The sequence below is a fragment of the Sphingomonas sp. HMP6 genome (genome assembly GCF_013374095.1).
Taxonomy (GTDB): Bacteria; Pseudomonadota; Alphaproteobacteria; order Sphingomonadales; family Sphingomonadaceae; genus Sphingomonas.
The window spans coordinates 3,332,781-3,346,096 of record NZ_AP022672.1 but is presented as its reverse complement, the minus strand read 5'-3'; the positions used below and the strand labels follow the sequence as shown (position 1 = coordinate 3,346,096).

Annotated in this window: 9 protein-coding genes; 5 read left to right on the top strand and 4 right to left on the bottom strand. The window is 64.4% G+C overall.

Features of this window, described 5'->3' with window-relative positions:
* The first annotated feature begins 80 nt into the window (after positions 1-80).
* From mutS to HMP06_RS16360, 4 genes are all read left to right on the top strand, one after another.
* Positions 81-2,663: a DNA mismatch repair protein MutS gene (mutS, locus tag HMP06_RS16375; protein WP_176498607.1), complete on the top strand. Its 2,583-nt coding sequence runs from the start codon at positions 81-83 to the stop codon at positions 2,661-2,663.
* Positions 2,664-2,709: 46 nt separating this feature from the next.
* Positions 2,710-5,454 carry a [protein-PII] uridylyltransferase gene (locus tag HMP06_RS16370; protein ID WP_176498039.1) on the top strand — a complete coding sequence of 915 codons (2,745 nt, stop codon included), beginning with the start codon at positions 2,710-2,712 and terminating at the stop codon, positions 5,452-5,454.
* A 12-nt stretch (positions 5,455-5,466) separates the two neighbouring features.
* Positions 5,467-5,847 carry a VOC family protein gene (locus HMP06_RS16365; RefSeq protein WP_176498038.1) on the top strand — a complete coding sequence of 127 codons (381 nt, stop codon included), beginning with the start codon at positions 5,467-5,469 and terminating at the stop codon, positions 5,845-5,847.
* A gap of 601 nt (positions 5,848-6,448) precedes the next feature.
* Positions 6,449-6,589: a hypothetical protein gene (locus HMP06_RS16360; RefSeq protein ID WP_176498037.1), complete on the top strand. Its 141-nt coding sequence runs from the start codon at positions 6,449-6,451 to the stop codon at positions 6,587-6,589.
* A 157-nt stretch (positions 6,590-6,746) separates the two neighbouring features.
* Here HMP06_RS16360 and HMP06_RS16355 read toward each other — a convergent pair whose 3' ends face one another.
* The gene (locus tag HMP06_RS16355) at positions 6,747-8,099 is read right to left on the bottom strand and encodes an IS1380 family transposase (protein WP_176495742.1); all 1,353 of its coding nucleotides are present in this window, start codon (positions 8,097-8,099) and stop codon (positions 6,747-6,749) included.
* A 134-nt stretch (positions 8,100-8,233) separates the two neighbouring features.
* On the opposite strand from HMP06_RS16355, the gene HMP06_RS16350 reads away from it, so the two are divergent.
* Entirely contained in the window at positions 8,234-8,632 is a 399-nt protein-coding gene (locus HMP06_RS16350) for a methyltransferase domain-containing protein (RefSeq protein ID WP_176498036.1), read from the top strand.
* A gap of 423 nt (positions 8,633-9,055) precedes the next feature.
* Here the strand turns inward: HMP06_RS16350 and HMP06_RS16345 are convergent, their stop codons facing one another.
* The 3 genes from HMP06_RS16345 to HMP06_RS16335 all read right to left on the bottom strand — a co-directional run bounded on the left by HMP06_RS16345 (position 9,056) and on the right by HMP06_RS16335 (position 13,314).
* Positions 9,056-11,905: a TonB-dependent receptor gene (locus HMP06_RS16345; RefSeq protein WP_176498035.1), complete on the bottom strand. Its 2,850-nt coding sequence runs from the start codon at positions 11,903-11,905 to the stop codon at positions 9,056-9,058.
* Positions 11,906-12,146: 241 nt separating this feature from the next.
* Positions 12,147-12,671, bottom strand: a complete 525-nt coding sequence (infC, locus tag HMP06_RS16340; protein ID WP_176498034.1) for a translation initiation factor IF-3 — start codon at positions 12,669-12,671, stop codon at positions 12,147-12,149.
* 73 nt (positions 12,672-12,744) lie between these two features.
* On the bottom strand, positions 12,745-13,314 hold the full coding sequence (locus HMP06_RS16335; protein WP_176498033.1) for a Uma2 family endonuclease: 570 nt from the start codon (positions 13,312-13,314) through the stop codon (positions 12,745-12,747).
* Positions 13,315-13,316: the final 2 nt, after the last annotated feature.

Sequence of the window (13,316 nt, the reverse complement as noted above, 5' to 3'; positions counted from 1 at the left end):
GCCCGCTGTTCCACCCCTCGCTTGAACGCAGCGGTCCAACCTGTATCACGAGCGCAATGTCCAACCCCGCCCCAACCCCGATGATGGCGCAATATCTGACGCTGAAGGCCGAGGCGCGCGATTGCCTGCTGTTTTACCGCATGGGCGATTTCTTCGAGCTGTTCTTCGAAGATGCGAAGGTCGCCGCTGCCGTGCTCGACATCGCGTTGACCGCGCGCGGCGAGCATGACGGCGCGCCGATCCCGATGTGCGGCGTGCCGGTCCATGCCGCCGACGCGTATCTCGCGCGGCTGATCAAGGCCGGGCACCGCGTCGCGATTGCCGAACAGACCGAGAGCCCGGCCGAGGCGAAGAAGCGCGCGGGCAAGACGCTGGTTTCCCGCGCGATCGTCCGCGTGGTTACGGCGGGGACGCTGACCGAGGAAGCGTTGCTCGATGCCCGGACCGCCAATTGGTGCGTCGCGATCGGCGAGGCGGGCGGCGGCGTGGCCGTGGCGGCAGCGGATATCTCGACCGGGCGCTTCGAGCTGATCGAATGCGATGCCGCCGGCCTTGGCGCCGAACTGGCGCGGCTGGCACCCGCCGAGACGATTGCGTCGGAAGCGACCGCCTTCGGTGACGCCGCGACGATGCTGCGGCCGAAAAACGACTTCGACAGCGCGCGCGGCGAGGTGCGGCTGCGCGATCTGTACGCCGTGGCGACGCTTGATGGGTTCGGAACCTTCGGGCGCGCGGTGCTGGCGGCGGCGAGCGGGTTGGTCGCGTATCTCGATCACACGGCCAAGGGCGCGGTCCCATTTCTGCGACCGCCACGCTTGCAAAATGCTGCGCAGCAAATGGCGATCGATGCGGCGACGCGCGAGAGCCTGGAACTGACGCAAACCACGACCGGCGCACGCAAGGGCAGCCTGCTCGATGCAGTCGACCGCACGGTGACGGCGGCGGGCGCGCGCTTGCTGGCGGCCGACATCGGCGCGCCGCTGATGGACCGCGCCCGAATCGAGGCGCGGCTCGATCTGGTAACGCTCCTGGCCGAGGATTCTGGGCTGCGGGAGTCGCTCCGTGGCACGCTGCGCAGCCTCGCCGACATCGGGCGGGCGCTCGGGCGGCTTGCGGCTGGGCGCGGGAGCCCGCGCGATCTGGGACAGCTTCGCGACGGGCTCGATGGCGCGTGGCGATTGGGCGAACGGCTCGGCAAGATCGAGCAGCCCCCTGCCTTGCTTGCAGATCTTGCTCCGGCATTGCGCGGCCACGGCGCGCTGATCGATTTGCTGACCCGCGCGCTGGTCGCCGCGCCGCCGATCGATGCGTCGGACGGCGGCTATATCGCGCCGGGGTATGATGCCGCGCTCGACGATCTGCGCGATGCGGGGGCTGGCGGCAGGCGCGCGATTGCCGCGCTGGAGGCGGAGTATCGCACGCGCACCGGCGTCACCGCGCTGAAGATCCGCCATAACGGCGTGCTCGGCTATCACATCGAAGTCGCGGCGCGCTTTGCCGATGGGTTGATGAAGCCCGACAGCGGCTTCACCCACCGCCAGACGATGGCGGGCGCGGTCCGCTTCAACGCGCCCGAACTGCACGAGGTCGCGGCCAAGGTGACGCAAGCGGGCGCGCATGCGCTGGCGGCGGAGGCGGCGCATCTCGAGGATCTGGTCGAAGCCGCGCTCGACCGACGCGAGAGCATCGCCGCGACGGCGGATGCGCTGGCGCGGCTCGACGTTGCCGCCGGACTGGCGGAGCGCGGCTGCGAAGGTGGTTGGGCGCGGCCTGCACTGGTCGATCATGCCTGTTTCGACATCACTGGCGGGCGGCATCCCGTGGTCGAGGATGCGCTGGCGAAACGCGGCGAGCGCTTCGTCGCCAATGACTGTCGCCTGTCGGAGGAATCGCGGCTGTGGCTCGTCACCGGGCCGAACATGGGCGGCAAATCGACCTTCCTTCGGCAGAATGCCGCCATCGCGGTACTGGCGCAGGCGGGGAGTTATGTCCCCGCGACGTCGGCCAAATTGGGTCTGGTCGATCGGCTGTTCAGCCGGGTCGGCGCGTCCGACAATCTCGCACGCGGCAGGTCGACCTTCATGGTCGAGATGGTCGAAACGGCGGCGATTCTGGCGCAAGCAACGCCGCGAAGCTTCGTGATCCTCGACGAGGTGGGCCGTGGCACCTCCACCTATGACGGGTTGGCAATCGCCTGGGCAGTGGTCGAGGCAATCCATGAGGACAATCGCTGCCGCTGCCTGTTCGCGACGCATTATCACGAGCTGACACGGCTCGCCGAACGCTGCGACGCGCTGACGCTCCACCACGTCCGCGCGCGCGAATGGAAGGGTGAGCTGGTGCTGCTGCACGAGGTTTCGGAGGGCCCGGCCGACCGCAGTTACGGGTTGGCGGTCGCGCGGCTCGCCGGCCTCCCCCCCGCGACCATTGCGCGTGCGAAATCGGTGCTGACGAAGCTGGAAGCGGGGCGCGCGAAAACCGGCGGGCTGGCGGCGGGACTCGACGATTTGCCGCTGTTCGCTGCTGCGATGGAGACGGCGGAAGAAGAATGCGACGCGATTCGGGCCGAGGTGGAGACGCTCGACGTAGACGCCCTCACGCCGCGCGAGGCGCTGGACACGCTTTACCGGCTGAAGGCGTTGGCGCGCGAGGGTAAGCCCTAGCGGCAGGTGCGTGGACGCGGGCGTGCGGACACCCTATCTGCCCCCCATGTCCTCCCGCTTCGACTCCGTTCCCCAGCGCCGTACGATCATCGACCGGCGCGGCTTGGCCGACACGCTTGCCGCGCTCGAGGGCGACAAGGCAGCTTTGCGGAGTGGCGCGACGGCGGTGTTGAAGGCGGCGCTCGACGCGGGCCGGGCTGAAATCGCGCGGCGCTTGATCGAGCATCCCTCGCGCGGGCTGGAGATTGCGGCCGCGCAGGCGTTCCTGACCGATCAATTACTGCGGCTGATCTATGATTTCACCGTCCAGCGGCTCTATCCCAACAGCAATCCGACCGCGGCGGAACGGCTGACGATCATCGCGGTGGGCGGCTATGGCCGTGGCGAGATGGCGGCGTATTCGGATCTCGACATCGGTTTCCTCACCCCCTGGAAACAGACCGGCTGGACCGAGCAAGTGATCGAAACGATGCTGTACGCGCTGTGGGATCTGGGGCTGAAGGTCGGGCATAGCAGCCGCTCGCTCGATGAGATGGTGCGGCAGGCTAAGAGCGACGTGACGATCCGCACCGCCTTGCTCGAGGCGCGCTATGTCTGGGGCGACACGGCGCTTTACGAAGAGGCGGCACGACGCTTCAAGGTCGAGGTGCAGGCCGACACCGCGCGCCAGTTCATCGCCGACAAGCTGGCCGAACGCGATGTGCGGCACCGCAAGATGGGCGACACGCGCTATGTCGTCGAGCCCAACGTCAAGGAAGCCAAAGGCGGCCTGCGTGATCTGCACACGCTCTTCTGGATCGGCAAATACGCGTATAATGTCAGCGAGCCAGCGCAATTGGTCGAAGCCGGGCTGCTCAGCCGCGACGAGTATCGGCAATTCCACCGCGCCGAGAATTTCCTGTGGGCGGTGCGCTGCCACCTCCACGCGATTTCGGGCCGCGCCGAGGACCGGCTGACCTTCGATTTGCAGCGCGAGATCGCGGAGCGGATGCGCTTTGCCGACCGGCCGGGCAAATCCAAGGTCGAGCGCTTCATGCACTATTACTTCTTACAGGCGCGGACGGCGGGGGATTTGACGGGGGTTTTCCTGGCGCACCTCGATCAGAAGTTTGCGGCGCGGGGGCGGCGGTTCGGGCTGCCGATGTTGCGGCGGGCACCGCGCAAGCTGAACGGCTTCATGATCGAGCGCGGGCGGCTCGCCATCCCGAACGATGACTTCTTCCGCGCCAAGCCGGTACGCTTGCTCGAACTGTTTGCGTTGGCCGATAAACATGGCCTCGAAATCCACCCGCTGACGATGCGCGCCGCGGCGCGCGATGCGAAACTCGCCGATGATATTCGGCAAGACCCGACCGCCAACGCGCTGTTTCTCGACGTGCTGACCAGCCCGCGCGACCCCGAAACGGTGCTGCGCTGGATGAACGAGGCGGGGGTATTCGGCCGTTTCGTGCCCGATTTCGGCCGCGTCGTCGCGCAGATGCAGTTCGACATGTACCATCACTACACGGTCGATGAGCACACGATCCGCGCGATCGGGCTGCTCAGCCAAATCGAGCGCGGCGAGCTTGATGCGGATCACCCGCTGTGCTCGGCAGTGCTAAAGCAGATCGTCTCGCGGCGGGCCTTGTACGTCGCGGTCCTGCTGCACGACATTGCCAAGGGGCGCGGCGGGGATCATTCGGTGCTGGGTGCCGAGGTCGCACACCGCCTCGCGCCGCGCTTCGGCCTGTCGCCAGCCGAAACCGAGACGGTCGCGTGGCTGGTGCGCGCGCACCTGCTGATGTCGGCGACGGCGTTCAAGCGCGACCTGTCGGACTTCAAGACGATCCTCGATTTTGCCGAGATCGTGCAGAGCCCCGAACGGCTGCGGCTGCTGCTGGTGCTAACCGTCGTCGACATCCGCGCGGTCGGCCCCGGCGTGTGGAACGGATGGAAGCGGCAATTGCTGTCCGACCTGTATGAAGCCGCCGAGGAAGTGCTGCGGCTGGGCCACAAGCAACGCGGGCGCGGCGAGCGGATCGCCGCCAAACAGGAAGCGCTGCAGGCGATGCTCGGCTGGGACACCGCGGCGTTCGAGCAGCTCGTCCGGCGCTTGCCCGAACCGTATTGGGTAGCTGAGCCCGAAGACGTGATCGCGCGCAATGCGCATTTGATCGCGGAGGCCGGGGATGCGCAGCTCTCGATCGCGGCGCAAGTCTATCCCGAACGCGGCGCGACGCTGGTGACGATCTATGCCGCCGATCATCCCGGGCTATTCTACCGCATTGCAGGGGCGATCAGCGTCGCGGGCGGCAACATCATCGACGCGCGTATCCACACCACGCGCGACGGCATGGCGCTCGACAATTTCCTGGTGCAGGACCCGTTCGGTCGCCCCTTTGCCGAGACGACTCAGCTCGCCCGGTTGAAACAGGCGATCGAGGATGCACTCGCCAATCGCGGCAAGATGATCGACCGGTTGATGGCCAAGCCGCTCCCCCGCCCCCGCGCGGAGGCATTCGCGATCGCGCCCAACGTGCTGATCGACAATAAGGCATCGAACCGCTTCACCGTGATCGAGATCAACGCGCGCGACCGGCCCGCCTTGCTGCACCAATTGGCGCATGTGCTGTTTCAGTCGAAGGTGACGATCCATTCGGCGCATGTCGCGACGTATGGCGAGCGCGCGGTCGATACCTTCTATCTGACCGATCTGACCGGCGACAAGATCGCCGCAAGCACCCGGTTGAAGACGATCGAACGGCGCTTGCTTGGTGCCGCCGCAGGTGAGAGGATGGCGGACGCAGCCTGAGGGGGACGCAACATGCCGGTACTTGGAATTGGCGGGCTTTTCTTTCGCAGCAAAGCCCCCGACGCTTTGTCGGCCTGGTACAAGACGCATCTCGGCATTGGCGCGGGCTGCGTCTCCACACCCGGCGCGACGCCCGATGCATGGAGCTGGGAGACGCAAGGCGGCCCAGTGGTTTTCGCACCGTTCAAGGCCGACACCGACTATTTCGCCGCCGACAAGCAGTTCATGCTGAATTTGCGCGTGTCGGAGATCGACGCGCTGATCGCGTCGCTGACCGCAGCGGGGATTGCGGTAGAGACCAAGGCCGAATGGGATGATCCCAGCACTGGGCGGTTCGCGCGGATCCACGATCCAGAGGGCAACGCCGTGGAGTTGTGGCAGCCACCGGTATAGCGGTCGGCGCGTCCCAACGCATGGAGGACCGTCGTAAAGTCCCAAAAGTCGCATCATCGCGGGTGGCCCGAGCGCTGGAGATGCTTGTTTTTAAGGCGAAATTCGCAAAGGTCTCGCCCTTCACGTCGTCCATGGCGGTATGGATCAGCGCGTGTGCCGACGAATTGAAGCAGCGGACTTCCGACGGTGACGGATCGGCTGCGTATCGGACAGGGCGGATGTGGGGGATTGGGTCGGAAGGCGACGCTCACCGACCATTCTTGACCGTCGGTTGGTGCTGAATTGCAAGCGCCATTCGTTGATGTTGGGAAGTAGCGAGGGCCGGTCCCTGTCAAAACAAGAAAAGAAGCACCATGCGCGCCGCACCCTATTGTCCTGTGCGGAGCGAACGAGGCGCTGAGATAGAAATAATTTGTGGTGACACGGGCATACGGGGCATTTATTTGCCGTTGCCATGACGACATTTACCTTTACTGCGCCGCCCCCAAATGGCCTCTTGCCTAAGCTAGCATTCTACCGCCGACGCTATGGAACCATCCACGCGCTGGCGAGGTTTGCTGCGACTAAGATCCCTGCTCTCTGGCCTGTCGTTGGTCCTGTGGTGTCACGGGGTTATCGCAATCGCTGGACGCACCAGTCGGGCATGAAGCTGCTCAATTTGGGCGGCGGGAGCAATACGATCGAAGGCGCGCTGACGGCCGATCTCGATCCACGCGCTGACACCTATATGGATTTAGCCTGATCTATTCACCGGCAGCGTTTCTCAGCCGATGGGTCAGCGCAGGCGTCGTGTAGCCGCAGGCAGGGCGCATGGGTCCCAAGCGCCTGTCTCATCGCGGGTTCACAGTTTGGGGCGGAGTTGATGGGCGGGGTTCGTTTGGCGGCCACTGCCGCATCGATCATGGTCCCGTGGTGCGCAAGTTGAGCGCGATGGATCGGAACAGCGCGGCATCGGGACAGGCGCTTGCGAAGGCGATGCGGATGCGGCTGGTGGTTTCGACGACGCGCGCGGCGACCTTGAGCAGCCGCAGGCGGATGGTCGCGAACTCGGCGGTGCGGAGCGTGGCGGTTGCGGGCATAGCGTGCCGCACGGCCCACATCAGCCAGTAGGCGGCGGTGTGAAGGATGAGCCGCATCTGATTGGCGTTGGCCGAGCAGCAGGAGGTTCGGTCGCTCTTCAGCTGCGTTTTATGCAGCTTGATCAAGTTTTCCGCCTGGCCGCGGGCGCAGTAAAGCGTGTCATAGATCCGTTCAGCGCTGCCCTCGGCAAGCGAGGTGACAACGAGGCGGATGTCGAGGCCGAGGCTGCTCGCCTCGATGCGAGCAACGACGCGACGTTCGGTATTCCCCCAGGTTTTCGCAGCGTAGCGCGTCTCTGCGTAACGCCTTAGTTCGACCAGTCCCTGCAATGCCCGGTCGGTCGCGCAGGCATCGCCTTCCCGAACGATGACGGGATCGGCGTGGAGCGTGCGGTTGCCGGGCAGCCCGAAGATGTAGTCGATTCCGTTCGCCTCGCACCAGGCCATCGGCTCTGGCCGACCGTAATGACCATCGCCGCGCAGCGTGATCCGGGTATCGGGCCAGTGGCGACGGATACGTCGCACGAGCCGGCGAACATGGCCGGCGACTTCCTTGCCCGACGGCGTTTTGCCGGTGCGCAGCAGCATCGCAACCGGCCGCCCGGTAGCGGTGTCGTAGACATGGATCGGCAGGAAGCAGCGCTCGCCGTAGTGGCCGTTCCAGAAAGAGAGCTGCTGCGCGCCGTGTACGACGTCGACGGTATCATCGATGTCGAGCGTCACCGCCGCAGGTGGCACGGGGTAGCTCGCGCAATAAAGGTCGACCAGCGTACCGGTCAGACGGATCAACTCGCGCGTAGTCGGCGCGTTTTCCCACCGGCTCATCGTCGGCTGGCTGGCCAGCCCGAACGGATCACCCGGCAGTTTGCCGAGCGCCAGCTTGAACCCTGGATCATGCCGCAGGGCGTCGAGATCATTGGCGTCTTCATACCCACACGAGATCGCGAGCATGCGGGCGCGCAAGATGTCGGCGACCCGGTGGATCACCCGACCCTGATCGCGCGGATCAGCGATGCAGGCGGCGAGCCGATCCGCGATCCCCAACCGCCGCTCGGCCTGTGCGAGCAGTAGCACGCCGCCGTCCGACGTCAGCCGACCGCCGTCGAACGCGGCGGTGATTTTTCGACCACGAATGGCTGGGAAGGTGAAGGAGAACCCACTATCGTCGGCCATGGCGGTCGTGGCACTTTCTGTCTGGAGCAGAGGGATGGCGTAAGCACCCTTTCTCTACTCCAAACCAAAGACTTAGACCACGATCGCCACCACCGATTATCGCTCCCGATGAATAATCCGGGTTAGCAACAAAGTTGCCGTTCGCCGACGCATCAATAGATTACGTCTTCACCGAGGAATTTATCGAGCACATTTCCAAGGCAGACGCGGCCATAATGCTCCGCGAATGTGCACGGGTGTTGAAGCCGGGCGGCGTCCTGCGGATTGCAACGCCTGATCTCGACTGGCTGAGTGCAGGCGTGCTCGATGGCACGGTACCGTGCGATGTGGTCAACGGCAGCTTCTATGGGCATGGCCACCAGTATCTGTATTCGCGAGCGGAAATGTTGAAGGCGGTTCGGGCGGCGGGCTTCAGCGACGTACGACATTCGACGTACAAAGAACCCTCATCGCAGCTTGGTTATCTGGACAGCCACGCCGATCGATTTCAGCACGACCCACTTCTGTCGCAGTATATCGAGGCGGTGCTCTAAACTCTGGCGGCGCATGCGACTGAGGGTCGCGCTTTTTACTGCCGGGTTTTGGACAAGCAGGCGGCCGACTCGATGTCCGCAATTGGGAGTGGAGCGACCGTCGGAGATTGGTTCCGGCGCTAACCGCCCTTCGTCCACACCGGGACCGCGGCGTTTGCGGTCGACCACATCGCCTTCGCCATCTGCTCGTGGTCGAAAGTGGGAAGCGTCGCGAGATAGTCGCGCGCGACGCTTTCCCCGGTTGCCCTTGTGGAAATCCACACGCGAGTTGTTCGTCTTATTCGAACAGGAACACCCAAGGGCGAGTGTCCCACGGGCCGGTATCGTTGGTCTCAATCGCCGATCGCGCGCTTGCAGACGCCGAACCGAAACAACCCGCCCCTCGATCAGAGGGACGGGCCGCTTTTCGTTCTACGCGCTAGCTCAGAACCGCGAGCGCAGCGTCAGGCCATAGGTGCGTGGCTCGGCGAGGAAGGCCGAGTAGAGCGCGTTGCCGGTGCCACCGAAGGCAGCGACGTTGGCCGACGAACCGGCACCCTGGAACGGGGCGTTGAACGCAACCTGGATGTACTGTTTGTTGAACACGTTCTGCGACCAGAATTCGAGCGCCCAAAGCTGGTTGGGCCCACGAATGCCGACGCGCGCGTTGACCAAAGCAAAACCATCCTGCTTCTTCTCCGGTGCCAGATCGGACCCGGTATTATAGTCCGAGCTCAGGCGGCTATCGACATAGACCAGACCCGACAGGCCGTTCGAGCCGAGTTCCGGCGTCCAGGCGATCGAGCCGGTGACGACGTGCGTCGGAGCATTCGACATTTGCTTGCCCGGCAGCAGGAACAGTGCCGGATCGAGCGGGGCACCGGCTGCATTGCCGACCAGATTGCGCGCGAATTTGGTGTCGGCATAGGTGTAGCCCACCGTCACCTGCAACTGCCGGATCGGTGTCATCGTCGCTTCAAGCTCGACACCCTGCGAGATCACGCCGGGCTTGTTGGCGCTGCCGCTGCACTGGCCGGTTGCGGCCAGATTGTCGGTGTCGCCGCCGTTGAGGCCGGTCGAGCAGCCTTGGACGTTTTGCACGACGAAGACCGAGCCGTTGAAGGTGTTGAGCTGGAAGTTCTTGAACTCCGAGCGGAACGCCGCGACGTTGAGCGTGAAGCCGCGCGTCTTGAACTTGGCACCCAGTTCGTAGCTGTTGACCGTTTCCGCATCGAACTTCAGGCCCGACGCATCGGCATTGCTGCGCGGACCGAACACGCCGGACACACCGCCCAAAGGCGAGCGATCGAGGTTATAGCCGCCGGCCTTATAGCCCTTGGCATAGGACGCGTAGGTCAACAGGCTGGGGATCGGCTTCCAGGACAGGACCGCGGTGCCGGTGACCTTACCCTCGCCGAAATTGTTCTGCAGGTTCAGGGCGTTGAGCTGCGACGACGAATTGCCCGTGCAGGTCAGCGTCAGGATGCCGCCGATATAGGTCTTGGCGGCGGCGGGGACATTGGCGCTGGCGAGCAGCGGCGACAGGTTGGCCTGCTGCACCGGGCACACCGTGTTGGTGTTGTTGAAGTTCGCGCCGAAATCCTTCGCCTCATGCGTGTAGCGGCCGCCCAGCGTCAGCGAGACCGTATCGGTCACGCGGAAGATGTTGTGCGTGAAGAAGGCGAAATTTTCGCTCTTCTGGCGATAGACCGAGCCATTGTCGCCGACATTGTTGACGGTCGAGAGGCGATCGAGCCCGGCCAGCACGGCGGAAGCGAGCGGCCCGGCGCCACCGAATGCGCCGGTGATCGTCGCACGGCCGGTCGCCGAGAGACAGCCGGGCGCCGCATTGTTCTGCAGCACGGCGTTCTGGCTGATGTTGGCGACCAGACGGCACGCCGCGAACGCGCCATATTGCGCGCCGAACTGGGCGTTATCGACGACGCGCAGCCGCTCGTTCGAATAGAAGCCGCCGACAAGCCAATCGAGCCGGTTGTCGAACGCCGAACCCTGCAAACGCGCTTCCTGCGTGAAGGTGCGGAACTGGCGGTAGGCGTTGCCGTCGGCGGCGCGGTGCGTCAGGTCGACGTTGGTGTAATCGACATCGCCGGCATTGCCCGATTTGTATTCGCGGTACGCCGTGATCGAGGTGAGCGTGGCACCGCCAAGGTTCCAATCGGCCTGGAGCGAGCCGCCGTAATCGACCGTGGTGTTGCGATAGGTCTGGCCCGGCGTCAGCGCGACTTCGCGGTTGAACGGGTTGGGCGTGTTGCCCGCGAGCGGATAAGCGGCCCCTGCACGACGGAGAATATCGACGATCGGATTGGCGTCGCTGACCGCGACGGCACCGTCGGTATTCACGCTGCTGCCGTTCGCCTGGACCGCGTTGGCGGTCGGGTCGAAGGTCTGCGCCTGGCTGTAATAGTTGGCGCCGCAGCAGCTTTCCTTGCGGTGCGAATAATCGCCGATCAACCGGAAGCTGAGGTCCGCGGTCGGCTTGAAGAGCAATTGCCCGCGAACGAAATAGCGGTCGCGATCGTTGACACGCGCTTCGCTGCCGCCGCCCTGGGTCACATTCTTGTAGAAGCCATCGCGGTTCACATAGATGCCGTCGACACGGAAGGCGAGCGTGTCGGTGATCGGGCCGGTCAGGCCGAGCGCGAGGCGCTTCTGGTCGTAATTGCCGTACGTCCCCTCGGCATTGCCGCCGAATTTGAACTCCGGCCCGCGCGTGATGATGTTGATGAGGCCGGCCGAGGCATTGCGGCCGAACAGCGTGCCCTGCGGCCCGCGCAGCACTTCGACTCGGTCGATTTCGCCGAGTTCGTTCAAGCCGACGCCGGTGCGGCTGCGATAGACGCCGTCGATGAACACCGCGACCGAGCTTTCGAGACCGGGATTGTCACCGACCGTGCCGACGCCGCGGATGCGGGCCGAGGCGTTCGATTCGCTGCCGGTGGAGGAGATCAGCAGCGACGGGGCCAACTGGTTGAGCGAGCGGATGTCCGAACCGCCCGAATTCTGCAGCGAGGCCTGGCCGATTGCCGACACCGCGATCGGCACGTTCGATAGGCGATCCGCGCGGCGCGTGGCGGTCACGACGATATCGCCGCCAGTGTCTTCGATTTGTGCGGCTTCGGGGGCGGCGACCTCTGCGGGGGCGGTCGCGGGCGTACCGGCCTGAGCATCCGCCTGAGTCGTTGTCGGTCCGGTCGGGGCCGGGGCGGTCTGCGCGAAAGCGGGAGCCGAAACGGCGATGGCGGCGACGGACAACAGGTACGCGGACTTACGCATTACAACACTCTCCAGATTTTTTCGTTATTCGGGTATTGCGCCGCGCCTTAACTGCACAGGCGCAGACGTCCAGCAAAAATCATGTATTTGAAGACGTAACGGAATCGCTGTGGTGCAATCGCGCCACAGCGAGCAGCCATGTCCGAAGATCGGGCATGGCGAAACGACGTTACGTAAAGCTGGGAATTTCGCAGCCGGGACCGGCGGTCGCCGTGACCATCGGCCACGGCGAAGCGCGAAATTATTTGGGGGCAAGCACCATCAGCATCTGACGGCCTTCCATGCGCGGATACGCCTCGACCTTGGCGGTTTCCGCCACATCGGCCTGGACGCGCTGGAGCAGCACCATGCCGAGCTGGCCGTGGCTCAATTCACGCCCGCGGAAGCGCAACGTGATCTTGACCTTGTCGCCTTCGTCGATGAACTCGAGCACCTTCTTCATCTTGGTGTCGTAATCGTGATCATCGATGTTGGGACGCATCTTGATCTCTTTGATCTCCTGCGTCTTCTGGCTCTTGCGGGCGAGGTTGGCCTTTTTCTGGGCCTCATATTTGAACTTGCCGACATCGAGGAACTTGGCGACGGGCGGATCGGCGTTGGGCGACACTTCGACCAGGTCGAGACCGACCTCGCGCGCCTGCTCCATCGCCTCGCGCGTGTACATCACGCCAAGATTTTCGCCGTCCCCGTCGATGACGCGGACCTTGGGCGACACAATGAATTCGTTGAAGCGAGGGCCGTTCATCGGCGGCGCCTGGCGGGTCATGGGAGGACGGATAGGTAGAGCTCCTGTCGTTGTTGATAGGGATATATAGGGAATAAATGGCGATCTTGGAAGATCAGTCCAACGCGTCGAGTCGAATCACCACGCCCGGTAGCAGCAACGCCGTTACCGGGTCCTGCGCCTCATACTCTTCGACGTCGGTATAGATGCCGTCGACCGGGGCGCGATGCACGCGGATCGTCTTACGCAAGGCGTCTACGACCCAATAATCGTGCACTCCGTGCTGGGCGTAAAGGCGCGCTTTGAGGCGCAGATCATAGCCGAGCGAGGAGATCGCGACCTCGACCACCAGTTCCAGATCGGGCCCGCGTACCTCCTGCGACGGGATGTCGCGTGGCCAGATGACCAGATCGGGCTCCACGAATGTCGTTTCGTTGAGCGTGACGGACGGCTCGACAAAAAGCCCCGCCGCGCGCGGCTTTGCCAAGACCAGCGCCTCGTTGAGACGCGACTTCATCCATTCGTGCTGACTGAACTTGACCGCCGCCATCGGCACGATCTCCCCGTCGATCAACTCGAAATGCTCGTGCTCGTCGATGACCCCCGCTTCCTGCAGGGCGTACACGTCGGCGACGGTCAGCCGCGCCGGGATCAAGCCTTTCCGGATGTTCTGGAATACCGTCATGA

Excerpts from the sequence above, each read along its gene's own strand:
- mutS (WP_176498607.1), top strand. The coding sequence starts at position 81 with ATGATGGCGCAATATCTGACGCTGAAGGCCGAGGCGCGCGATTGCCTG.
- HMP06_RS16345 (WP_176498035.1), bottom strand. The coding sequence starts at position 11,905 with ATGCGTAAGTCCGCGTACCTGTTGTCCGTCGCCGCCATCGCCGTTTCG.
- HMP06_RS16335 (WP_176498033.1), bottom strand. The coding sequence starts at position 13,314 with ATGACGGTATTCCAGAACATCCGGAAAGGCTTGATCCCGGCGCGGCTG.
- HMP06_RS16370 (WP_176498039.1), top strand. The coding sequence starts at position 2,710 with ATGTCCTCCCGCTTCGACTCCGTTCCCCAGCGCCGTACGATCATCGAC.
- HMP06_RS16365 (WP_176498038.1), top strand. The coding sequence starts at position 5,467 with ATGCCGGTACTTGGAATTGGCGGGCTTTTCTTTCGCAGCAAAGCCCCC.
- infC (WP_176498034.1), bottom strand. The coding sequence starts at position 12,671 with ATGACCCGCCAGGCGCCGCCGATGAACGGCCCTCGCTTCAACGAATTC.
- HMP06_RS16355 (WP_176495742.1), bottom strand. The coding sequence starts at position 8,099 with ATGGCCGACGATAGTGGGTTCTCCTTCACCTTCCCAGCCATTCGTGGT.